This window comes from Armatimonadota bacterium (assembly GCA_029907255.1).
Classification (GTDB): domain Bacteria; phylum Armatimonadota; class UBA5829; order DTJY01; family DTJY01; genus JAIMAU01.
Genome location: JARYMF010000005.1, coordinates 133,968 through 155,911 on the forward strand (window position 1 = coordinate 133,968; position 21,944 = coordinate 155,911).

16 protein-coding genes, 4 tRNA genes and 1 other annotated feature are annotated in these 21,944 nt (G+C 48.2%); of the genes, 2 read left to right on the plus strand and 18 right to left on the minus strand.

The features are described 5' to 3' along the window. The first annotated feature begins 5 nt into the window (after positions 1-5). On the plus strand, positions 6-3,281 hold the full coding sequence (locus QHH26_05795; protein ID MDH7481479.1) for a hypothetical protein: 3,276 nt from the start codon (positions 6-8) through the stop codon (positions 3,279-3,281). 60 nt (positions 3,282-3,341) lie between these two features. On the opposite strand, the gene QHH26_05800 is transcribed toward QHH26_05795, so the two are convergent. Together QHH26_05800 and QHH26_05805 are read right to left on the minus strand one after the other, a co-directional pair. Then, the gene (locus QHH26_05800; GenBank protein ID MDH7481480.1) at positions 3,342-4,052 is read right to left on the minus strand and encodes a DUF169 domain-containing protein; all 711 of its coding nucleotides are present in this window, start codon (positions 4,050-4,052) and stop codon (positions 3,342-3,344) included. 76 nt (positions 4,053-4,128) lie between these two features. After that, entirely contained in the window at positions 4,129-4,542 is a 414-nt protein-coding gene (locus tag QHH26_05805) for a secondary thiamine-phosphate synthase enzyme YjbQ (protein MDH7481481.1), read from the minus strand. 127 nt (positions 4,543-4,669) lie between these two features. Here QHH26_05805 and QHH26_05810 point away from each other — a divergent pair, with 127 nt between their 5' ends. Beyond that, complete coding sequence (locus QHH26_05810; protein MDH7481482.1) at positions 4,670-5,911, plus strand: MFS transporter; 1,242 nt, start codon at positions 4,670-4,672, stop codon at positions 5,909-5,911. A 34-nt stretch (positions 5,912-5,945) separates the two neighbouring features. Here QHH26_05810 and QHH26_05815 read toward each other — a convergent pair whose 3' ends face one another. From QHH26_05815 to cmk, 16 genes are all read right to left on the minus strand, one after another. Continuing rightward, positions 5,946-6,944: a TGS domain-containing protein gene (locus QHH26_05815; protein MDH7481483.1), complete on the minus strand. Its 999-nt coding sequence runs from the start codon at positions 6,942-6,944 to the stop codon at positions 5,946-5,948. 109 nt (positions 6,945-7,053) lie between these two features. After that, on the minus strand, positions 7,054-7,788 hold the full coding sequence (locus QHH26_05820; protein ID MDH7481484.1) for a DUF1638 domain-containing protein: 735 nt from the start codon (positions 7,786-7,788) through the stop codon (positions 7,054-7,056). Then, a complete protein-coding gene (locus QHH26_05825; protein ID MDH7481485.1) occupies positions 7,785-8,876 on the minus strand; it encodes an aldo/keto reductase in 1,092 nt (363 codons plus the stop codon). Before QHH26_05825 ends, QHH26_05820 begins: the two co-directional genes overlap by 4 nt. A 118-nt stretch (positions 8,877-8,994) precedes the next feature. Further along, entirely contained in the window at positions 8,995-9,498 is a 504-nt protein-coding gene (locus QHH26_05830) for an ATP-binding protein (protein MDH7481486.1), read from the minus strand. A 226-nt stretch (positions 9,499-9,724) separates the two neighbouring features. Continuing rightward, complete coding sequence (locus QHH26_05835) at positions 9,725-11,080, minus strand: folylpolyglutamate synthase/dihydrofolate synthase family protein (GenBank protein MDH7481487.1); 1,356 nt, start codon at positions 11,078-11,080, stop codon at positions 9,725-9,727. A 70-nt stretch (positions 11,081-11,150) separates the two neighbouring features. Continuing rightward, positions 11,151-13,832 carry a valine--tRNA ligase gene (locus tag QHH26_05840; GenBank protein MDH7481488.1) on the minus strand — a complete coding sequence of 894 codons (2,682 nt, stop codon included), beginning with the start codon at positions 13,830-13,832 and terminating at the stop codon, positions 11,151-11,153. Between the two features lie 42 nt (positions 13,833-13,874). Beyond that, positions 13,875-14,221: a binding site (T-box leader), on the minus strand. Then, entirely contained in the window at positions 14,210-16,531 is a 2,322-nt protein-coding gene (lon, locus tag QHH26_05845) for an endopeptidase La (protein ID MDH7481489.1), read from the minus strand. Its footprint overlaps the feature before it by 12 nt. A 203-nt stretch (positions 16,532-16,734) precedes the next feature. Then, positions 16,735-18,000 carry an ATP-dependent Clp protease ATP-binding subunit ClpX gene (clpX, locus tag QHH26_05850; protein ID MDH7481490.1) on the minus strand — a complete coding sequence of 422 codons (1,266 nt, stop codon included), beginning with the start codon at positions 17,998-18,000 and terminating at the stop codon, positions 16,735-16,737. A gap of 40 nt (positions 18,001-18,040) precedes the next feature. Further along, entirely contained in the window at positions 18,041-18,697 is a 657-nt protein-coding gene (gene clpP, locus QHH26_05855; protein ID MDH7481491.1) for an ATP-dependent Clp endopeptidase proteolytic subunit ClpP, read from the minus strand. Positions 18,698-18,740: 43 nt separating this feature from the next. Beyond that, the gene (gene tig / locus QHH26_05860) at positions 18,741-20,045 is read right to left on the minus strand and encodes a trigger factor (protein ID MDH7481492.1); all 1,305 of its coding nucleotides are present in this window, start codon (positions 20,043-20,045) and stop codon (positions 18,741-18,743) included. A 160-nt stretch (positions 20,046-20,205) separates the two neighbouring features. Further along, positions 20,206-20,280: transfer RNA gene (locus tag QHH26_05865), tRNA-Gly, on the minus strand. Positions 20,281-20,370: 90 nt separating this feature from the next. Beyond that, positions 20,371-20,454 (minus strand) — tRNA-Leu (locus QHH26_05870). Between the two features lie 19 nt (positions 20,455-20,473). After that, positions 20,474-20,549 (minus strand) — tRNA-Lys (locus QHH26_05875). A 148-nt stretch (positions 20,550-20,697) separates the two neighbouring features. Then, positions 20,698-20,773, minus strand: a tRNA-Arg gene (locus QHH26_05880). A gap of 223 nt (positions 20,774-20,996) precedes the next feature. Next, positions 20,997-21,227, minus strand: coding sequence for a hypothetical protein (locus QHH26_05885; protein MDH7481493.1), 231 nt, complete (start codon positions 21,225-21,227; stop codon positions 20,997-20,999). A gap of 41 nt (positions 21,228-21,268) precedes the next feature. Then, positions 21,269-21,931: a (d)CMP kinase gene (cmk, locus tag QHH26_05890; protein ID MDH7481494.1), complete on the minus strand. Its 663-nt coding sequence runs from the start codon at positions 21,929-21,931 to the stop codon at positions 21,269-21,271. Positions 21,932-21,944: the final 13 nt, after the last annotated feature.

Below are 21,944 nucleotides of genomic sequence, written 5' to 3' on the forward strand. Positions count from 1 at the left end.
CTCTTATGTTCATTTTGCCGCAACCTGGCCAATTTGCAGACATTGCTCCGTTCGCTATGGTAGCTTACTGGACAGGCACGATGCCCGAGACTATCGAAAGCCATGTGCTTCAGCCGCAGTCAAACACCGACGGCACAAGATGGTGGCGACCGGAAGACATACCCGAACAAGGTGGACCGCATATTGGCTTTGAGTGGGAAGAACCTAGGCGATTCAGCAAAGTCGCCGTCAAATGGCTACATCCCGACAAAGCACCGGACCCATCATTGATTAAAGTCCAATACTGGCACCGAAGTTGGCCTCAGCACGGTTTAAGCGGGTGGAATGCGATTGATGATTTTTACAATGGCCAGTGGGTTACCGCAAAAACAAGCCATTTCTGCGAAAATGGAGAAACCATATTCTCTGTCCTCCCTCTTGATCGCGAAGAGCTTGACAGGAGCGGCATCGAGCCTGTGACATACCGACCAACTCTCCGTGTTCGACTCCTATTCCCCAAAGGACAAACGCCTGAAATATTATATATAAGGGTTGAAGGCGATTACAAATGGATTGAGTTACCCATCAAGATTGAATTTGGATGCACAAACAAGCGGATACCGCAATCGGCACTACTGGAAGTACACAACGGCTACGGAATGCACGGCGATCAATATACCAAACCAGGGGAAGGAATCAAACTGAACATCAAAGGCAAAGTATTGGATATGTCCGTTCTTGCCGCCGAGGTAACACTCAACTTGCCCGACCGAACAATTTGCACCTTGCACACTGACCACTTCAGCTTTTCATTCCTGCCATTGGAAGCTGTCTGTGAACCAATTTTTATCAAGGACTTTGGCGTATTCATCTCGAGTGGAGTAAGTTTTGATGAATGGTCGAGAAGCCACCCACAAACCGAAAAATGCATCTACGATCGAGTTACCGATGAACCTGAACAATCTTATGAGCGCGCAAGCAGAGAAATCCCACAACTTCAGAAAACACTTCAGACTCCTTTGCCAAGGTACGTGCCACTTGGATGTGATGGTAATAGGCAAGAAATCGCAGTTCTCTACAACGGCGACATATTAATAGACAGGAGTGCGCTGAAATCAAAGCCAACCGAACGCGAGCCGCTTCTCTGGCCCGAAGGCGAGGATTTGCTTCGATATCGTATTATGACAGGAAGGGCGATGGAAAAGCGCGAAGGAGAGAACGACACCAAACAGTCCGTCCTAGATGGTTACCTCCCTGTGCTAATCTCGGAATGGGAAACCGAGGGAATTTCGTACCGACAAGAAAGCTTTGCTGCTTTGCTGGAAGGCAGACAGGAGGATGAAACAAAGCAACGCGGCGATGAAACAACAGTTCTGTTCAATAAAATTTCAATCACAAACACCCTTGATAAGCCGGCAACTGCACTCTTGTGGATTGCAATGGAGCACCCCGAACGACTCGAATTAATAGATAGTTGTGTGATGGCAACAGCTGACCTTAAACCTCACAATGGAAAGCCTGACATTGTATATGACCTGCCTCGATTACGTTTATTCTTCAACACAAAAGGCAAAGGCAACCTTGACATAACATCCACAGCCGAATTGCCAAGCGTAGTTCGGTATTCAGTTGCGCTTGGCCCAAAACAATCTCACGAGGTCGAACTTCGCGTGCCGTTCATCACTTTCACAAGCATGGAGTGGCGGTCGCGGATTGCAAACCCTGATTACGCAAACAAACTTAGAGAAACGATTGATTATTGGAAATCTATCATCAACTCGGGAACACAAATTGAAACTCCCGAGCCTCTCCTTAATGATTTCATTCGCTTCCAGGTTACCCATATTGCAATAACGGCTGACAAAGATCCACTCACTGACCTGACAATGGTTCCTGCTGCTACATATGCGTATGGTGTCTGCGCTAATGAAGCAATGCATCAAGTCAGATCGCTAGACCTCAGAGGATACTACAAACGCGCAGAAAAGTATCTTGAGCCTTTTCTCAAACTTCAGGGCACGCGCAACCTCCACGGGCGTTTCAAGAACCCTGCTGGGGCACTCCACGGCTTGCGTGTGAGCGAGGATACCGACTATCAGACTTTCAACTATAACCTCGACCACGGTTTTGTGCTTTGGATGCTCTGCGAACACTACAAAATCACACGAGATAGAAAATGGGCTGAAAGGATTGCCCCCAACCTAATTGCCGCATGCGATTTTATTACTCGCGAGCGCAAGGCTACTATGCGCACAGACTCACATGGAACCAAAGTATGGGAATATGGTTTACTTCCGCCTGGCCATCTCGAAGACCCACCAGAGTTTCACTATTGGTACGCCGTGAATGCTTATGCGGCACGCGGGATGATTGAGGCAGCGGAAGTGCTCAAAGAGATTAAGCATCCTGAGGCGCAAAGAATCGAGAGGGATGCAAGAGCATTCATGAGCGACGTCCGACAAGCAGTGCGTACGTCAATGGCACTCGCTCCGGTGGTTCGCCTCAGAGATGGCACATCTGTTCCATTCCAACCCACCCGTTGCCTTCTTAGAGGGAGAGATTGGGGTTGGATTAGGGATGCACTATACGGCCCCGTGCACCTGATTGACTGTGGTATATACGAGCCAAAGAGCGATGAGGCAACATGGATACTAAAAGACACAGAGGACAATGTGTTTATAAGCCCACTTTACGGCCGGCGGATAGACGACTTTGAGAAATACTGGTTTAGTCAGGGCGGAATTACCATCCAGTCGAACCTCCTGCCGAATCCACTTGTATATCTTAAACGAGGGCAGCCCGAGCATGCTATTCGGGCATTCTACAACAGCATGGCGGCGAATCTATATCAGGACGTGCGCGTCTTTTGCGAGCACCCTGTTGAAAGCTATGGGCGCGGCGCGGGACCGTTTTTCAAATCGCCAGACGAAAGTGCTTTCGTCACATGGCTTAGGCACATGCTGGTAATGGAAGACGGAAATACCCTCATGATTGCCCCAGGCGCGCCTAGAGCCTGGTTTGAAAATGGCAAGAAAATCAACTGCAAAAACTTGCCAAGTTACTTTGGGCCATTGAGCTTCTCGATAAACTCAATGACCAATACTATCGAAGCGACAATTAAGCCTCCAAAGCGAAACCCACCAGATACGCTTGAGGTTCACCTGCGCCATCCCACGAAAAAACAGATTCGTTTGGTAACCGTAGATGGAAAACCTTACGAAAACTTTGATGCAGAAAAAGGAATAATCAGGCTTAAAGCGGCCAACCTCCCTGCGAAAATCCACGTGGTCGCTGTCTATTAAGTTGCAAGCGCTCTTTTGGATACTAAGTTGATGAATCAAGCAAAGCCATCAACTTAATTATTATTCCTCATGCGCTTGAAATTCTGGCGGTATCTCAAGCTTCGCCGTGCCTGCTGTACACTTATCAATTGCTTCCACAATATTTGGCAGCTTGTGATATGGGATGCTGACGATTAGCTCGTCAGGCTTATATGGACGCGTCCTTCTAGCTGTCCAGTCGAGAAATGTAACATTAATCTCGCCAGAGACTATTGGATAAGCAATTGCCATGTGGCACCCGGAGCCGATGAGCTCAGTCTTTGGATTAATGCCATCCCAATACGCCGCAAGCTGTATCAATCTACATGCCTGTTCGGCATTTACGATGAATAACACGACATCCGGCATTAGCTCTGCCTTCTCCATGGGCGCTAAAATTACATTCTCCGCTGCACCTTCTGGCGGTGGAGTGCCCAACATCATCACCCTCTGGAAAACAGCAATCGAGCAAAAGAGTTTCTCGCCGTGAACAAGGAACTTCTTTAGTGCTTTATCCTGATCTCCGCTGGGTCGCGGACCGAGGCCAAGATGCCAAATTCCGCCGGGACATGAGGAACTATCCTTTGTAAGATTAATAACTTTGCCGTCTCGTGCATCCAAAATCGCCTTGCAAGCCGAGTGTTTCCCAGGCTCGGCGTTCTTTGCTGGTTCCATCGAATATGTAACTGCTACAGGGCTGCCCTTTAACTCAAGGACATGTTTCAACCTTTGTGAGTATTCCTGCCAAATCATTGCCAACCTCCCCAAAATTGCTAATAGCCGTTGAATACCAAACGCAGTCCAACATTAGTAATCAGCTTACAAAATCCTATTCTCCTATTACCTTAACCACAACTCTCTTTCTTCGCTGTCCATCGAACTCACAATAAAAAATTGTCTGCCATGGACCCAAATCAAGCTGACCGTTCGTAACGGGAATTATAACTTGGTGATGGGTAAGTAAGTTCTTCAGGTGGGCATCACCGTTATCCTCACCAGTCCGATGATGGCGGTAACTTGGGTTGAACGGCGCAAGTCGCTCAAGCATATCATCGGCATCCTGGAGAATACCTGGTTCATTATCATTTACCCATACGCCGGCAGTAATGTGCATAGCCGAAACAAGCATAAATCCCTCTTTGATGCCGCTTTCTTTTAGGATTCTTGCGCATTCACCAGTTATATTAATGTACTCTCGCCTCTTGGAAGTATTAAACCAAAGGTATTCTGTATGCGATTTCATCCAGTTTCACCCTTCACAATCTTAATCTTTATGCTCAAGCTAAGTCAATTACAATGCTCAAAATGAAGGAATGAAGGGTTTTTTTATCGAAAGAGATTTTAGATTTGTTTCTTTGCTGGAGGATATTATGGGATTTGGTTTACGCTTCCGTCTTAGTCTAATGATGTTCTTAGAATACGCAATTTGGGGCGCATGGGCTCCTGTTCTTTGGCCCTATCTTGTAAGTGCCCCACCAAATGGATTGGGGCTTTCTCCGCAACAGGCCGCCTTACTTTTTGGGCTACTACCACTGGCGTGTATCTTGGCCCCATTTACAGGCGGACAAGTTGCAGATAGATGGGTACCGACCCAGTGGTTCTTGGCATTTGCTCAGCTGGCTGGTGGGATTTTTCTCCTAATTGCTGCCAAAACCCAGGGGTTTGGAAACATAATGCTTGTGTTTGGTCTTTATTGTCTGCTTTTTGCACCGACACTTGCTCTAACAAACTCGCTAGCGTTTCATCATCTGAAAGATGAGAAAGCCTTTGGTGGGATAAGAGTATGGGGAACTATTGGCTGGATTGTGGCAGGCTTGGTGCTAACTTTTTGGCGAAAAATCGGCACACCACCCGGCATGGCAGACTGCCTTTTGCTCGCAGGCATATCAAGCATTATTATGGGTGTATTCTGCCTGACACTGCCACACACTCCGCCTGCTAAGGACGAAGCAGCTGACCCACTTGCATTCCGAAAAGCATTTGTTCTATTGAAAAATACAAACTTTCTTGTCTTTATGCTGATTGCGTTTGTAGTAACCACAGAACTGCAATTTTACTATCTGCCGACCGCGGACTTCCTTAACCGAGCGCTCAGAATAGACACTTCTGATATACCGGCCACTATGTCAGTAGCTCAGGCTGCTGAAATCATCGCTATGGCATTTCTCCTGCCTGTTGCACTGCGAATTTGGGGTGTCCGAAAGACTCTTGCGCTTGGTGTAATTGCTTGGCCACTACGCTACATAGTTTTCTCTGCCGCTCCCTATGGTCCAGTTGAGGTAATGCGGCCGCTCGTAATAGCATCCCTCACTCTTCACGGCTTTGGCTATGCATTCTTCTTCGTCGCAAGCCAGATATTTGTGGACATGGTTGCAACCAAAGACATCAGAGCATCGGCACAAAGTCTTCTCACGCTAGTAACTCTTGGAATAGGCACGTGGCTGGGGATGCAGTTCACAGGATACATTCTCAAGGTATTTCCAACCACAGTCGACCAGCACATGTGGACAAAGGTCTTCCTAGTGCCCTGCGCGCTAACTGTTGCTTGTGCACTGGCATTCTTGCTTTTCTTCAAGGATCCTGAAAAAGAAGCTGTGGTTGTAAAATCCTAGGGAAGAGGCAATTTGCATATAGCTCCAGTTGGTATTATACGTGGAGTTCGATTATGTCGCGATCTTCGAGCACATGATCACGGCTGACCATCTGGCCTTCGAACTTTGAGGCGCCCCAAATTCGAGCATACCTCAGCTTCTCAGCAAAATCTTTATGGATCATTGTAGCTAGCTCGATTACAGTTGTGCCGCGTGGGACGACATATGGGGTATCCATATCGGCCGGCTTTCCCGGGATTTTCGTGTAAATGCGGACAACATCAAGCATGCGGAAAACTTGCTGCTTGAGATCCTCCAGCCCTCGGCCCGTCTCGGAAGATACCGGAATAATAGGAAATCTGTCGCCATAAAGTTCGCGGATTACCTCCAAGTTTTCGGCGCTTTCTGGGCAATCCATCTTGTTTGCCACGAGAATCGTCTTCTTTGGGACAACAATGCCCAGCTCGTCCTTGGGCACTGGCCTATCCCACCCATAAAGTCGCACGCGGAACTTTTCTAATATGCGAAGAGTGCTTTCGATTTCTTCCAGCACCGAACCATTGCTCACATCAAGAACGAACAAGATTCCATCAGCGTTCCTTGCGATTGCTGCCATCCAAGGTTCCGTAAATTCTTCTGTGATTGGCGGCATATCTACAATTTGGAATTGTATATCCTCATACTCCATCATGCCTGGTAATGGCTTTTGGGTTGTATACGGATACTCGCCAATCTCAGGTTGAGCATTCGTAACGCGCGATAGTAGTTTTGATTTGCCTGAATTTGCGGGACCAACCAGGACTACCTGTCCGCCGCCTTCCTTCTCGACGTTATACAAGCTAGAAGACCGCTTGCCTTTGGCAATTCTCTGCTCTTCCTGCTCTTTTAGCTTAGCAATTCGGCGTTTGATATCGCCCTGCATGTGCTCGGTTCCCTTATGCTTGGGAATGACCGCAAGCATTTCTTCTAGCGCAGCAAGCTTCTCCTCAAAAGTTTTCGCCTGGCGGTATCGTTCTTCAGCTTCCTTATATTGTGGGGTTAGATTTGCAGGCATTGCAGTTACATCACCGAGGGAAATTTAACATATTTTACGTTGAATTCCAATCCTCAAGCACAAGCAGAGCAATACAGCAAGGGGCAAATTGGCGGCTAGTATCTTGGTGTCAAACCGCTGAAATGATCTCGTTATTTACCTGCTCGATGGTTCGACATCCGGGCCTAACGATGAGGAATTCCGTTTCATCCCAATCGCCAAAAAGGAGCTTATCTATTAGTCGCGTGTCGCCTGGGATTTCTTCATATGACCATCCCCTATTTTCAGCCAATCGCTTGGTAAATTCGCGGTAGCTTTCAATATTGCCCAGCCCCGTATTAATAAAAGCTGCCCTGTTGTAGTTTACGAGCCAAAGGCGCTCTTGCTCGATTAGGAACTGCGCGTTATCTTCGCCGTATTTCTGAACATACTCCCTAAAACGCTCCTCTTCAAGACGCTCTTGTACCGAGTCCACCACACCTTGCCTAATCTCGCCTTCTTTGCGCTCAACCCATCCAGGACTGTAGTAATAAGTCCCAGGATGTTGTTGAAATTCCTCTTTATATCGCTCCCTGGAGCCGAGAAGGAGAGTAATACAGTCGTGAGCGCGTGGAATGACGATTGGCGTGCTCCTAGCCTCGAGGTCAGCAGTACCCCTGCTGCACAACCCGTATGCTAAAACAATATATTCGAATCTACCGTCGGAGGCAATATCAATCTCCTTTTGAATCCGACGCCGAAGCTCATCAGGCTCATTGTGGAGGCCAAACGGTAGAAGAATTAAATCTACGACGTGCGGCGAATAAGCGGTAGCCCGAGCGCACTCACGGGCAAAAACCTCGCAGGAAATTGCACAAAGCCTCAACTTTCGCCTCCTTCGAACAGCTCTTGGACTTCCTTTATCTGCTGAATTATTGGGATGTTATTGGGGCACTTCTTCTCGCATTCGCCGCATTCTGTACAGTTTATCGGATGACGCTCTTTCATTCGTGCATACGAGCGCACAGCCCATTCTTTAAGGCCGAAGACTTTGTAGTAATTGCGGATGCGGAATAGGCCTGGAATACGAACCTCATTTGGACATGGCATGCAGTAATTGCATCCCGTACAGAACTTCTCACCAAGGGCTTTATATTCATCAAGTGTCCTAATGAGCGCATCTCTTTCTTCGACCGTGAGCGGCACGAATTCCTCAGCAGTTCGAACGTTCTCCTCAACCTCTTTAACCGAAGTCATGCCCGAAGGCACGGTGGTCACGTAAGGATTCGACATAACAAAAGTAAGAGCTACTGCCGCTGTGGACGTTCGTTTCGCGCCAGCCAGGCTTGACAAAACATCCGATGGAGTGGCAAGCATTCCGCCGGCTAGCGGAGTCATGATGACAACACCGATACTATGCTCATAAGCATACTGGATAACGGGCTCCTTTTCGCGATTCAGCATATGATAGGCGAGAGTGATGCTTTCAAGGCGGCCTGTATTGAGACATTCGATAACATGTTCATTTGACTCATGACTTGTCATACCAATGTGGCCAATAAGACCTTCGTCACGAAGCTTCTCTAATGTGTCGAGTGCTCCACCCTTCTTGAAAACCGCATCGTACTCGGGCCATCTAAAATCCCACACCTGATAAAAATCCACATAATCGACTCCCAGCCTCTGAAGCGAACCCTCAAAAGCCCTTTTGACATCATCTGGAGTAGTTTCGGGTTTAACTTTGCACTTTGTAGAAATATACACTTTATCTCTGCGACCCTTTATGCCCATACCAACTTTTATTTCACTTCGGTTGGAGCAATACCATTCCGAGGTCTCAAAGTAATTAATACCAAGGTCAACCGCCCGACTGACAACTTTTGCGCCTTCTTCATCATCATCCGGAAGACGCATGCAACCAAGACTCAAAAGCGTGAGTTTCTTTCCAGTCCGTCCAAGCTCTCGAAGCTCCAATTTATTTGTCCCTCCCCATAAATAAAATTAGACGTGAGTCGAATTTAAGCCTTCGTAAAATACTTAATTGTTCTACCCACGTCTAAAAATTGCAAGATGACGCGTATTTTTAATTTACTTACCGAAGCCGTTTGGTGAGAATCACCTTCGTTCCATCGAGACCAACCACAAAATCCACCTGGTCCATAAGTGCCCGCATTATGGGGATGCCAAATCCTCTATCACTGCCACATCCAACCTTAGATTCTATCCAGCATCCTGTACCCTGGTCTGCAATTTCGATTCTAAGCTCCTTTTCGGTCCATGAAAATGTTACAGCAACATCGTTTTCGCTGCCCAGCGGCGAGCCGTGTTCAATTGCATTAGCACATGCTTCTCCAACGGCAAGCTTTAGATCATAAACGGAATTGTTACTCAGCATTAACTTCTCAGCTACTTTTTGGGTTATCAAGCGCACTGCAGCCAGGTATTCCATATCTGCCTTGAAACGCACTTCTACCTGATTACTTTGCGTGAAATTCGCAGAGACTCTGTTGAGCCGAGGAATTCTAATTCCTTCGCATTGGCAAGAATGCCTTCGCATAGGGTTAAGACTTCTCACTAAACCCTGGCTCTTTCTCATTTTTACCACCCCTTCCATAAACTCTGCATGGCATTGACTGCGTCGGGGGTGACCGCGCCTTTGAATCTAGACTTGAAAATTCCCTGCCGCCAAGGAAGCACAAAGTCTGTACTGTGAAATGTGCCGGCCGCCTCAGCGCAAATCACGCAGACTGGAAACGTGGGGTGATTTACATAGTTCACAGTGCCAGGGGGGTCACTTTGTTTATACCCAATCTAACGTCTGATCAAAACTTATTAACCAGGCTCTTGATATCTCTCGGAGCTTCGCCAACTGTATAGAACGAACCAGTCACACACACCAAATCATTAGAAGAAGAGAGCGCAAGGGCACGCCTTACAGCTTCCCGAACAGGCGTGATTTGCTCCACGTTTGAGCAGTATTGTCTAGCTATGTTAGCAATAGTTTCAGCGGGCGCCGCGCGAACATTTGAGGACTTAGTAGCTATAATCGTGTGTGCAAGTGGCGCAAGTTCCGACATTACGTCTTCAACGGAATGGCCGGATACCATCCCAATAACAAGTATCAGCCGATTATGAGGAAAGCGACAAAGCGCATGAGCTAGCTCCCGCGCAGCGTTTAGATTGTGCGCGCCGTCTACAACTACAAATGGCTTCTCATGTAGCACTTCAAGTCGACCAGGTACATAAGCTTTCTTTAACCCCTCACGGATTGCTGACTCAGAGACGCAAAAGCCATGTTCCTTCAAAACTTCAACGGTTGCAACTGCTGTCGCAGCATTTAACAGCTGAAACTCACCCTCCATTCCAACTTCAACATTCTCATACCGCGCCAGAATCCCGTCAAGCGAAAAAGAGTTTTGAATGCTACTCTCACAAAGCGGCCCCCTAGGTGAACTGTCCTTCTGAGGCTCTACTTTAAAGCATCTGGCACAATTTGCGGGCTGGACATGGAAAAGCTTGGCATGTCGCTCATCGCACACCTGTCTGATGACTTTTAGAGCTTCATTATCCTGGGCGGCCGTGACCACGGGGATACCTTCCTTGATGATACCTGCCTTCTCAAATGCTATCTCTGATACGGTGTTGCCCAATCTTTCCATATGATCCATTCCGACATTCGTTATAACACTCACGAGAGGGGTTACAATGTTCGTGGCGTCAAGCCTGCCCCCAAGTCCTACTTCCAAGACAGCAAAGTCAACCTCTTGCTCGGCAAAATATAGGAGCGCAATAGCTGTCTTCATTTCGAATTCAGTAGGGTGACCATGTTGTGTCTTTTCTAGCGCCAAAGCATGTGGTCGGATTGTATTCACCAGCCGGACGAAATCAACAGGAGGAATCATTTCGCCATTAAGCATGAAACGCTCCCGAATATCATAGACAAACGGTGAATAATATGCTCCAACCTTGTAATTATTTGCCCCCAAAATTGCCGATACCATAGCGGCAGTAGAGCCCTTTCCGTTTGTTCCGGCAATATGTATTATTCTCAGCTTGTCCTGAGGGTTGCCAAGACTCTCACAAAGGGCACGGAAACGCTCCAAGCCGAGTTTAATCACAGATTCACCTAGGCTGTGGATATACTTTACAGCCTCTTCGTATGAAAGAATATCATTCATGGTAGCAAACGAATTTGAAGTATTTACCTCTGTCTAGACCAGCAATCACTTAGTTTTCAATAATGCCAGGCTACTCTCCTTTTGTCAGCATGTCGAGCCGCTCTTGAAGTTTTTTGCGTCGGTCGGCAAGCTCTTGGGCAATTCGCTGTTCTTTCTCAATTACATGGGCCGGCGCACGAGCAAGGAACTGTTCATTAGCCAGCTTGGATGTGGTTCTAGCAAGCTCGCGTTCAACTTCGGAGAGTTCATTCGTAACACGCGCAATCTCCCGATCTATATCCACTAATCCGGCAAGCGGAATGTATATATCTGCCTCGGGCAAATGCGCCGATATAAAGCGCACATGCTCCGCTGAGGGTCTGGAAGAGGCGACTTCAAGCTTGCTTACCTTAGCCAAGGTCATTATGCTTTCTCTTCCTGACGAGATTGCAGCCCTCACATCAGAAGATTCGGAAACAACGATGCACTCAACCGTTTTGCCAGGTAAAACTCCTATTTCCGCCCTAAGATTGCGAATCGAGCGAGTAATTTCCATTATGAGGTCCATCCACCACTCTGCCTTTTCATTGATTAAAGATGCATCCGCTTCGGGGAATGCAGCTTTCATGATGCTTTCGCCTTCGTGAGGAATAGACTGCCAAATCTGCTCTGTAACAAATGGCATAATTGGATGAAGAAGACGCATGGATGTCTCAAGCACACGCCAGAGAACATATTGAACAATTGGCTTTTCTTCACCCTGAAGCCTAGGTTTTGCAAGCTCTATATACCAATCAGCATACTCGCTCCATAAGAAATCATAAAGCACTCGGGCGGCAGCATCCATATCATAGTTGGCAAAGCCAGCGTTGACAGTTTCAATAGTTTTCTGAAGGCGGCTTAATATCCATTTATCCTCATTTCGCAAAACCTCTGGTGAAGGCTCTTTAGGGAGTTCACCTGATTCGGCGTCGAGATTCAACATCACAAAGCGAGCAATGTTCCAAATTTTGTTGCAAAAGTTCCTGATTGCCGCAACTCGCGACTCGGAAAAGCGAATATCCTGTACTTTGCCAACCTGCTGAATCAAAGCAAATCTGAGTGCATCAGCGCCGTATTTCTCAACAAGGTCAAGGGGGTCGATTCCTGTGCCAAGCGACTTGCTCATTCTGCGACCCTCTTCATTTAGAACTGTGGCATAGATATACACATCCCGAAATGGTATCTCATTCAGGAAATATAGGCTCGTCATAATCATCCGTGAAACCCAAAGATAGATTATGTCGCGAGCAGTTATCAAAACTGATGTTGGATAGAAATACTCAAGCTCCCATGTCTTCTTGGGCCATCCCATTGTAGCGAAAGGCCAAAGGGCAGATGAAAACCAGGTGTCTAGCACGTCTGGATCTTGTTCGATATTCCTACTGCCACATTTTGAGCAAGCACTGACTTCTGTTTTTGACGCTGTATACTCGCCACAATCTAGGCATTTCCAAATTGGTATACGGTGACCCCACCACAGCTGGCGGGAGATACACCAATCTCGGATGTTTTCCATCCAATCAATGTATACGCTCGCATAACGGTCGGGGACGAAGCGAACGCTTCCGTTGCGAACTACTTCAATGGCTGGTTGAGCAATTTGCTTCATACGAACAAACCACTGCTCCGAAAGTAGGGGCTCTATGGTGGTGCCACACCTGGCGCAAGTTCCAACTGAATGGACATATTCCTCCTCGCGAACAAGCAAACCCTGACTCCTTAGCTCCTCGACGATTGCCTCACGTGCCGCATACCGGTCCATTCCTGCAAACCTTCCTGCCTCTTCCGTCATACTTCCATCTGTGCCAATTACGACCACTTGCTGAAGGTTGTGGCGCATCCCTATTTCGAAGTCGTTTGGGTCATGTGCAGGTGTGACTTTGACCGCCCCAGTACCGAAATTCGGATCCACATGAGTATCAGCAATAATCGGAATGGAGCGCCCCATTATTGGTAGAATAGCATTCTTGCCTATAATGCCGAGATATCTGTCGTCTTCAGGATGCACAGCCACCGCAGTATCGCCTAACATAGTTTCTGGGCGCGTGGTGGCTACCGTTACGACACCTGACCCATCTTCCAATGGGTAGTCAATGTGCCAAAGGTGGCCGGCGACTTCTTCATACTCGACTTCAATATCCGATATCGCTGTCTGGCATCTTGGACACCAATTGATAACGCGAACGCCTCTATATATCAAGCCATCGTTAAACCAACGGATGAACTCCTCCAACACAGCATCCGCGTATCCTTCATCCATCGTAAATCGAAGGCGATCCCAATCAAAAGCATATCCCATGCGCTTGAATTGGCGGATTATTGTGCCGCCATATTCCTCACGCCACTGCCAAACACGCTCGAGGAATTTCTCCCGGCCCAGGTCGTGGCGTGTCAATCCCTCCATCGCTAACTGCTTCTCAACCACATTCTGAGTAGCAATGCCGGCATGGTCAGTGCCTGGAAGGATTAGGACATTGAAACCCTGCATACGCTTCCAGCGCCCAAGGACATCATGGATTGTATAGCAGAGTGCATGGCCCATATGAAGCGAGCCGGTAATGTTCGGCGGTGGAATTGTTATGGAGTACATTTTCTTCTTCTCAGGATCTTCTCTAAGAAGCTCCTCAGCATTGCCAGCTGCAAAGTACCCTTTCTCCATCCAAAAATCATACCACTTTGGTTCGACTACTTTTGGGTCATAAGTTTTCGGCAATGTGTCGTATCGGTTCATAATCTCCTCCCCGTGTCTTAAAAGCACAAAGCTCCTTCCATCCTAAAGGACGAAAGGAGCTTCTTCCGTGGTACCACCTTAATTCGCCTGCCATTGCGCGATAAAACATTAACAGGCCTCGTTTTTAGCTATAACGGGCTTGCCCGGCCAGGCTTAATCCTCGGGGGTTCAAAACCTTACCCCACCATCATCGAAAGCAAACACGAAGTCATTTTGCAATTTTGCTCTGTTAAGGCTTCCTCACGCCTTCGCAGGTTCACCATCCGACGATGAGACTCAGCCTGACGGCTCTGGGGCGACGTTCTGCGACCCGATTCCGGAAAGCTCGCACCAAATACTTTCCTCTCTGAAGGCCGCGGCCGCATACTCCTCCCCTTCTAAGCCTTTGCCCTTTTCTTTTGTTTCTTTGTGTTATTCAAGAGCGCAATCTCGAGAACCTCGTCTGCATGCTCAACTGGCTTGAAGGTTAGCTCCTCTCTTACGTAATCAGGGATGTCCTCGAGGTCCTTGATATTGTCCTTAGGAATAATTATAGTTCGTATACCCGCGCGATGCGCAGCGAGAACCTTTTCTTTGAGCCCGCCAATTGGAAGAACTTTCCCGCGAAGTGTAATCTCGCCGGTCATTGCGACATCACGTCGCACCGGCCGCCCAGTTAGCGCTGATGCGAGAGCTGCCGCCATCGTTATGCCTGCAGATGGTCCATCTTTTGGTATCGCACCTGCAGGCACGTGTATATGAACATCCATATTATTTGGAAAATCCTCAGGGATGTCAAGCTGCGCAGCCCTAGACCGCACATAAGAGAGCGCCGCCTGCGCCGATTCTTTCATTACTTCGCCAAGCTGTCCCGTCAGGATTAGCTTTCCTTCCTGGGCGCGCATAAGACCTACTTCGATGCTAACTGTGTCTCCGCCGAACTCGGTGTAAACCAAGCCAGTTGCCGCACCAACCTCGTCATGCTCTTCTGCCATGCCATAGCGGTATTTCGGTTGGCCTAAATAATCCTTGACTTTGTTGGGCGTAACTCTCGTCTGCGTATTCTTTCCTTGCGCTACTTCTTTCGCTACCTTGCGGCAGATAGAAGCAATCTCGCGCTCAAGATTTCTAACGCCAGCTTCGCGAGTATATTCTCTGATAATCTTGCAAAGAGCCTCATCAGTGATTTTTAGAAGCTTCGGCTTCAGCCCGTGCTCTGTAATTTGTTTGGGTACAAGAAACTGCTTTGCAATATTTATTTTGTCATCTTCGGTGTATCCCGAAAATGGAATAACTTCCATTCTATCTTTCAACGCTGGCGGAATAGGATCAAGTAAGTTTGCGGTTGTTATAAACATTACATCTGAAAGATCAAAGGGAACTTCGAGGTAATGATCGCTGAATGCGAAGTTTTGCTCAGGGTCAAGCGCTTCGAGCAACGCCGCTGAAGGATCACCGCGAAAGTCCACTCCAACTTTATCAATTTCGTCCAGCATAAAAACTGGATTACGCGAACCTGCTTGTTTTATGCCTTGAATTATTCGACCAGGCATTGAGCCGACATATGTGCGCCGATGGCCGCGTATCTCGGCTTCGTCGCGAATTCCACCAAGTGAGACTCGGATGAATTTCCGTCCAAGAGCCCGGGCTATCGAGCGCCCTATGGATGTCTTGCCAACTCCCGGAGGCCCAACAAAGCAAAGAATGGGACCTTTCATACCTCCGGAGAGCTGCTTGACAGCCAAAAACTCAAGGATGCGCTCCTTCGCTTTCATTAAGCCATAGTGGTCCTCATCAAGAACACGGGCAGCTTCCTGTATATCAATGTCATCTTCCGTGCGCTTGCTCCATGGCAATGATATTAACCAATCGAGGTATGTTCTAATTACAACGCCTTCGGGCGCAGCATACGGCATTTTCTCCAGCCGTCCTAACTCTTTCATTGCGCGCTCCCGGACCTCTTCAGGCATGCAGGCTTCCTCTATCTTGGTTTTGTACTCCTCAATTTCGCCGTATCTCTCGTCATGCTCGCCGAGCTCTTGCTGAATTGCCTTCATCTGCTCGCGGAGAATAAACTCACGCTGTGTGTCGCTCATCTCCTTTTCAACGCGGTTTCGAATGTTGCGCTGAATTTCGAGGATTTCGACTTCCTTTTTAAGAAGGAGATTGAGCCTATCCAGTCGGTCGCGCACGGATGTACTTTCTAGGATTTCTTGCTTGGATTCAACACGCAGTGGAAGATAAGGAGTGATGGCATCGGCTAGGCGACCCGGGTCAGTAATGTTGACAACGTTGACGAGTGCCTCTGGCGGAATGTTTCGGCCAACGTTGACAATCTGTTCGAACAACGCCGTTACGCTCCGCATAAGAGCCTCTATTTCGAGGCCATACTCCTCTTGCGTTGGCATTGGCTCAACTTTAACCAGGAAAAATGGCTCCGTTTCCAGATATTCGGTAATCCTGGCGCGCTCGATACCCTCGAGGACCACGCGAACCGTCCCGTCGGGCACACGCATAATCTGCATTATTTCGGCAATTAAACCCACGGAGAAGGTATCATCCGGCCCTGGGTCGTCGGTCGCCACTTGTTTCTGCGCCACAAGGAGAATAAAACGATTGCTAGCCATTGCCTCATCGAGCGCGCGAATTGACTTTGCACGCCCGACAAAGAGTGGGAATATCATGTGCGGAAAATAAACTTCATTCCGCACTGGAAGCATTGGTAGTATTTCAGGCAATGAGGGAGCAGTTTGCTCTTCAATCGAAACTTCCTTGCTTGCTTTCTTGCTTTTTCCTGCTTTTGTTTGGGATTTCGCCATCCGTGTATCCTCTTCCAAACAGGGAAAGTCTCCTGGGGCTCCTTGTATTTTTAAGGAGCCCCTTTGACTTGAGGTCTCAGACGAGTGTTCTTGAAATGAGCACTCTACGAAGCTGCTCTCATTTCATCAATTGTAATGAGTTTTGGTTCTTTTTTGCCGAGAATCACATCTGCATCAATGATACACTTCTTTACGCCCCCAACAGACGGAATCTCGTACATAATGTTTAGCATGACTTCTTCTATAATCGCCCGGAGCGCACGTGCGCCAATACTACGCTTCATTGCTTCATGAGCAATAGCCGCAAGAGCATCGTCTGTAAAACTAAGCTCCACTCCATCGTACTCGAAGAACTTTTGGTATTGCTTAACAAGTGCATTCTTTGGTTCTACAAGTATCCTTACCAAAGTCTGTTCATCCAGTGCATCAAGGGTTGCGATGACCGGAACTCTACCGACGAATTCCGGTATAAACCCATATTTGAGCAGGTCTTCAGGAAGCACCTGTGATAGAAGTTCGCCAACGTTGCGCTCCTTCTTGCTTTCGACCTTGGCACGGAAGCCCAAAGCCTGGTCGCTTAGCCTGCGTTCGATTATGCGGTCAAGACCCTCAAATGCGCCACCACAGATAAATAGTATATTGGTGGTGTCAATTTGAATGTATTCCTGCTGTGGATGCTTTCGGCCTCCTTGTGGAGGGACGTTCGCCACAGTTCCTTCCAGGATTTTAAGTAGTGCTTGCTGAACACCCTCTCCAGACACATCACGTGTGATTGAAGGATTGTCCGACTTTCGACTGATTTTGTCTATCTCGTCTATATAGACAATCCCCCGCTGGGCATTCCGTATTGTGTTCTGGAGGCTATCGCCATGGTCGGCTGCCTGCAGAAGCTTGAGGAGGATGTTCTCGACATCCTCACCCACATAGCCAGCCTCAGTCAACGAAGTTGCGTCAGCAATGGCAAAAGGCACGTTTAGTATTTTGGCGAGCGTCTGCGCTAGCAGTGTCTTACCACTTCCAGTCGGTCCGATTAAGAGGATATTGCTCTTCTGCAACTCCACATCGGAAGCTGGTGCATTTATGCGCTTAAAGTGGTTGTACACAGCTACGCTCAAAATGCGCTTCGCTTTCTCCTGCCCTATGACATACTGACTCAGAATCCGGTATATGTCCTTTGGCTTAGGTATGCTTCCGAACTCAAACGATTCTTCTCGGCGCCCAAGCTCAGCCCGAATGGTTTCGTTGCATAGCTCCAAGCATTCCAGACATATTCCGCCATATGGGCCTACTATAAGTCTTTGCACTTGCTCGCGGCTCCGGCCGCACAAAGCGCACCGTTGTTCGCCGCGTTCGAATCCAACCCGTGCCAAATACGTGCCCTCCAGTACTTATTTTCTATTAAAGACTCTTTTACCTATTTGAACCTTCCAGAATCTCGTCTATCAGGCCATAAGCCAGTGCTTCCTCAGCCGACATGTAGAAATCCCGGTCGGTATCGCGCTCAATCTTCTCAATTGGCTGTCCAGTGTGCTTTGCAAGCAAACTGTTCAAAAGCGCCTTGTATCGAAGGATTTCCCTTGCTTGGATATCTATATCCGAAGGCGTACCCTGAAATCCGGCACTGCCCTGATGAATCATCATGCGCGCGTTTGGAAGAGCATATCGCTTCCCTTTCGCGCCACCAGCAAGCAGTATTGCCGCCATGCTTGCCGCCTGGCCAACGCAGATAGTTGCCACGTCAGGCTTTATAATCTGCATGGTATCGTATATTGCTAGTCCAGCCGTGACGAGGCCGCCTGGGCTGTTAATGTAGAATTCTATATCCTTATCAGGGTCTTCCTTCTCAAGGAAAAGAAGCTGGGCGATTACTAGGTTCGATACGTCATCATCAATTGGCGTGCCAATGAATATAATCCTCTCTTTCAGTAGGCGGGAGAAAATATCATAAGCCCGCTCCCCCCGAGAGGTTTGCTCTACAACCATTGGTATTAGTGCCATTTTTGTTTCATTCTCCTTCCGGTTAGCTAATCGGGTATGTGCAGCCCGACTTGAAACGCGGAAAGGCATTTGAGGGTTAACGTAGCTAATTGCCAATTACCCCCATTACCGATTATGTGCTTTCCGCGCTATTTTCTGCACTTTTTATATTAGATACTGATCTTAAAAACTCAAAAATCTTTCGGTTGAGCAGGCGATTTCGAAGACTCTCAGTGCCTCCTTGGGTGTCTAGAAAACTGACCACCGCCTCGCGCGTAGTTTTTTCCTCGGTTGCGATGCGGTCAATTTCAGCTTCCACTTCTTCATCGCTGACTTGGATGCCTTCTTTATTTGCTATCTCCCCAAGGACTAAGCCAGCACGGAGTCGCCTGGAAGCTGCTTCTCTAAGGTTTTCCAGTAACTGTTCCTCCGTCTGGCCAGTTTGGCGCAGATAGTCTTCCATGGTAGCGTTTTGGCGCTTGACTTGCTCCTCAATGTCTTCGAGGTCATGATGTACTTCGTGCTCGACCATTACCTCTGGGAAGCAGATGCTTGAGCGAGAAACAATCTGCTCAACAATCTTGCTGTCTACCTCTCTATCGGCTTCTCGGTTGCGTAATTCAACCAAGCGCCGTCTGATATCCTCACGAAGCTGGTCAAGCGTTTCAAAGTTTGATATCTCCTTTGCAAATTCATCATTGAGCTCTGGCAGTACACGGATTCGGATGCTGTCGACGGTAACGTCGAATTCCGCCTTTTTACCTGCGAGGTCGGGGTCGGCAAAATCAACCGGATAAGTGAGCGAGAAGGTTCTCTTCTCACCTGGCTTCATGCCTATGATTGCTTTGTCAAAATCAGGTAGATTTGTTCCAACATGTAATATCGACCTCGTAGACCGGCTGTTCTCCTCTCCTTCGATCCTGGATGTGATTTCCGCTATAACGAAGTCGCCATTCTCGACTCCACGGTCCTCTACCGGCTTTGAGGTTGCTCGACTTTCCCTAAGGTGCTCGAGCTGGGCTTCAACATCCTTGTCCGTGACCTCAACCTTCGGTCGCTCGACCTCAATTCCTTTGTAATCCCCAACCTCCACCTTAGGCGGAAGCGGCACCTTGGCTTTGAAAATGAAAGGGCTGTCCATTTCGAACTTGACCACTTCGAGTTCAGGCTCTGCGAAAGGATGCAGGTCGGTTTGCTTCAACGCCTCGGCGTATGCGATTGGGATTAGTTCCTCGATAGCCCTTTGTCGAACAGATTCAGGCGAGATATAGCGCTCCAGGATTGCCTGAGGTGCTTTCCCGCGGCGAAATCCCGGAATGTCAACTTTTTGTGCAAGCTCCTTATATACTCCCTTTACAGTCCTGACTACCTGCTCAGCATCCACTTCCACGTTCAAAGTGGTCGTACAGGCATCCTGGTGCTCAACCGTAACTTGCATAATCAATCTCCTTTAAAACTAACAAAACAATACCTCGTCGGGGCAAGCCCTAGCGACGAGGCATTAAGAAAGCAGTACAGAGCACAAAGTGCTCTTTACAAAGACAGCGGGGACCGCCCGAATGCCCGAGTATCGGAGACCTTGTACTCTGTACCAAAATTGGAGCGGGAGACGGGATTCGAACCCGCGACATCCACCTTGGCAAGGTGGCGTTCTACCCCTGAACCACTCCCGCATTCTTAGTGTACAAGATATTCAAGCACCGAGCCCAGCGCTTTAGGGAATCGAACACGCTGTTCTCTTGATCTCTATACCTCGTACTTTTTGGTGGGCGAGAGGAGAGTTGAACTCCTACGCCTTTCGGCACTAGATCCTAAGTCTAGCGTGTCTGCCATTCCACCACTCGCCCGTGTGCCAACCGTCTGAAATGGTGGGTCGTACAGGATTCGAACCTGTGACCCGCTGATTAAGAGTCAGCTGCTCTACCAACTGAGCTAACGACCCGGATTTTCAATATAATTCAAAAGGCTTTGCCGCCTTACTAACTGCATTTCAGTAGCCAGCCCCGCCGAAGAGGCCCGCAGGATTCGGCAGATCACAGGCGAATTATACACGTTCCGCAAAGTTTTGTCAAGCGAAGTTACAACTCTTTTGGCGGGCCTGGAGGGAATCGAACCCCCAACACCCAGTTCCGAAGACTGGTGCTCTATCCGTTGAGCTACAGGCCCGGAGCCAATTAAAATTCTACTCTATACAAGGTCAAATGTCAAGGTTCGTATTTTGGTTGCTAGTTTTATCTCGTCTTCTCTAGCATCAGAAGACAACACTCCAGGCATTTTCGAAAACAATAAATTTCCGCTCTTGGCCTATTGCTTATGCCTAAAGAATGACTGATAGCAACAAGCAAGGAGAAACATCGAGACCACTAGGGTCTTGTGTTATTCTTCATGCTTAAGGCATCGGACAACGATTCCGGGCTTTAGGGGGCGAGGCATGAGGATGCGCAAGAACCGCAAAAGGCGATTTTGTCTCTATCAAACCCCTTGCTATATCTTCCATGTTGTCAATCGCCTCTTTGGCAGTTCGACCCTCTGCGTGGCAACCTTCTATCAGTGGGCATGTCGCAACATACCTGCCGCCTGGTAGCTCGGCAACCTCAACTGGTAGAATAAACTTTTCCACTTTGCGTCCTCCCGAGCGAGATCAAAGTAGAAAGTTAATGTTTAGCGCTTGCAAATTTCGAGTATGCGCTCGACAACCTGATCAACTGTCAATTCATCAGTATTAATCTCGACAGCTTCAGGGACCTTTGTCAGTGGACTGTCTGCTCTGGTGCTGTCGCGATGGTCCCGCTCTTCAATTTCGCGCTTGAGGGTTTCTATGTCTACCGAAATTCCTGCAGCTTTCATTTCCGCATATCGGCGTCTTGCTCGTTCCTCAACTGATGCTGTGAGGAATATTTTTACTTCCGCACCGGGGAGTACTACCGAACCTATGTCGCGCCCTTCCATTACTACCCCGCCACCGCTTGCCAGCCGTCTTTGCTGGGCTACTAAATGCCTTCGCACACCTGAGATTGCCGATACTGGCGAAGAAAGCCGCGTAACCTCGGGAGTTCGAATTGCTTCAGAAACATCCTTCCCATCAACGAATATTCGAGACCCATCGCCCATTGGGAAGTCAATCTTCATTTTGGCAACCATCTCCACAATTGCTTCCTTATCGGAAAGTGGTATGCCCTCCTCGAGCGACTTCCAGGCGACTGCACGGTACATTGCTCCTGTATCAATATATCTCAAACCAAGACGACGCGCAACTTCTTTAGCCACAGTTGTCTTTCCGGCACCAGCCGGACCGTCTATGGCTATGGATATCCTCCTGCTCATCCTGGGCTACCTT

Bases quoted from the DNA above. Each gene is read 5' to 3' on its own strand.
- clpP (MDH7481491.1), bottom strand. From the start codon at position 18,697: ATGCCTTTCCGCGTTTCAAGTCGGGCTGCACATACCCGATTAGCTAAC.
- QHH26_05800 (MDH7481480.1), bottom strand. From the start codon at position 4,052: ATGATTTGGCAGGAATACTCACAAAGGTTGAAACATGTCCTTGAGTTA.
- QHH26_05805 (MDH7481481.1), bottom strand. From the start codon at position 4,542: ATGAAATCGCATACAGAATACCTTTGGTTTAATACTTCCAAGAGGCGA.
- QHH26_05840 (MDH7481488.1), bottom strand. From the start codon at position 13,832: ATGAACCGATACGACACATTGCCGAAAACTTATGACCCAAAAGTAGTC.
- QHH26_05830 (MDH7481486.1), bottom strand. From the start codon at position 9,498: ATGAGAAAGAGCCAGGGTTTAGTGAGAAGTCTTAACCCTATGCGAAGG.
- QHH26_05815 (MDH7481483.1), bottom strand. From the start codon at position 6,944: ATGCCTGCAAATCTAACCCCACAATATAAGGAAGCTGAAGAACGATAC.
- QHH26_05835 (MDH7481487.1), bottom strand. From the start codon at position 11,080: ATGAATGATATTCTTTCATACGAAGAGGCTGTAAAGTATATCCACAGC.
- tig (MDH7481492.1), bottom strand. From the start codon at position 20,045: ATGCAAGTTACGGTTGAGCACCAGGATGCCTGTACGACCACTTTGAAC.
- cmk (MDH7481494.1), bottom strand. From the start codon at position 21,931: ATGAGCAGGAGGATATCCATAGCCATAGACGGTCCGGCTGGTGCCGGA.
- QHH26_05810 (MDH7481482.1), top strand. From the start codon at position 4,670: ATGGGATTTGGTTTACGCTTCCGTCTTAGTCTAATGATGTTCTTAGAA.
- lon (MDH7481489.1), bottom strand. From the start codon at position 16,531: ATGCTTCCAGTGCGGAATGAAGTTTATTTTCCGCACATGATATTCCCA.
- QHH26_05795 (MDH7481479.1), top strand. From the start codon at position 6: ATGTTCATTTTGCCGCAACCTGGCCAATTTGCAGACATTGCTCCGTTC.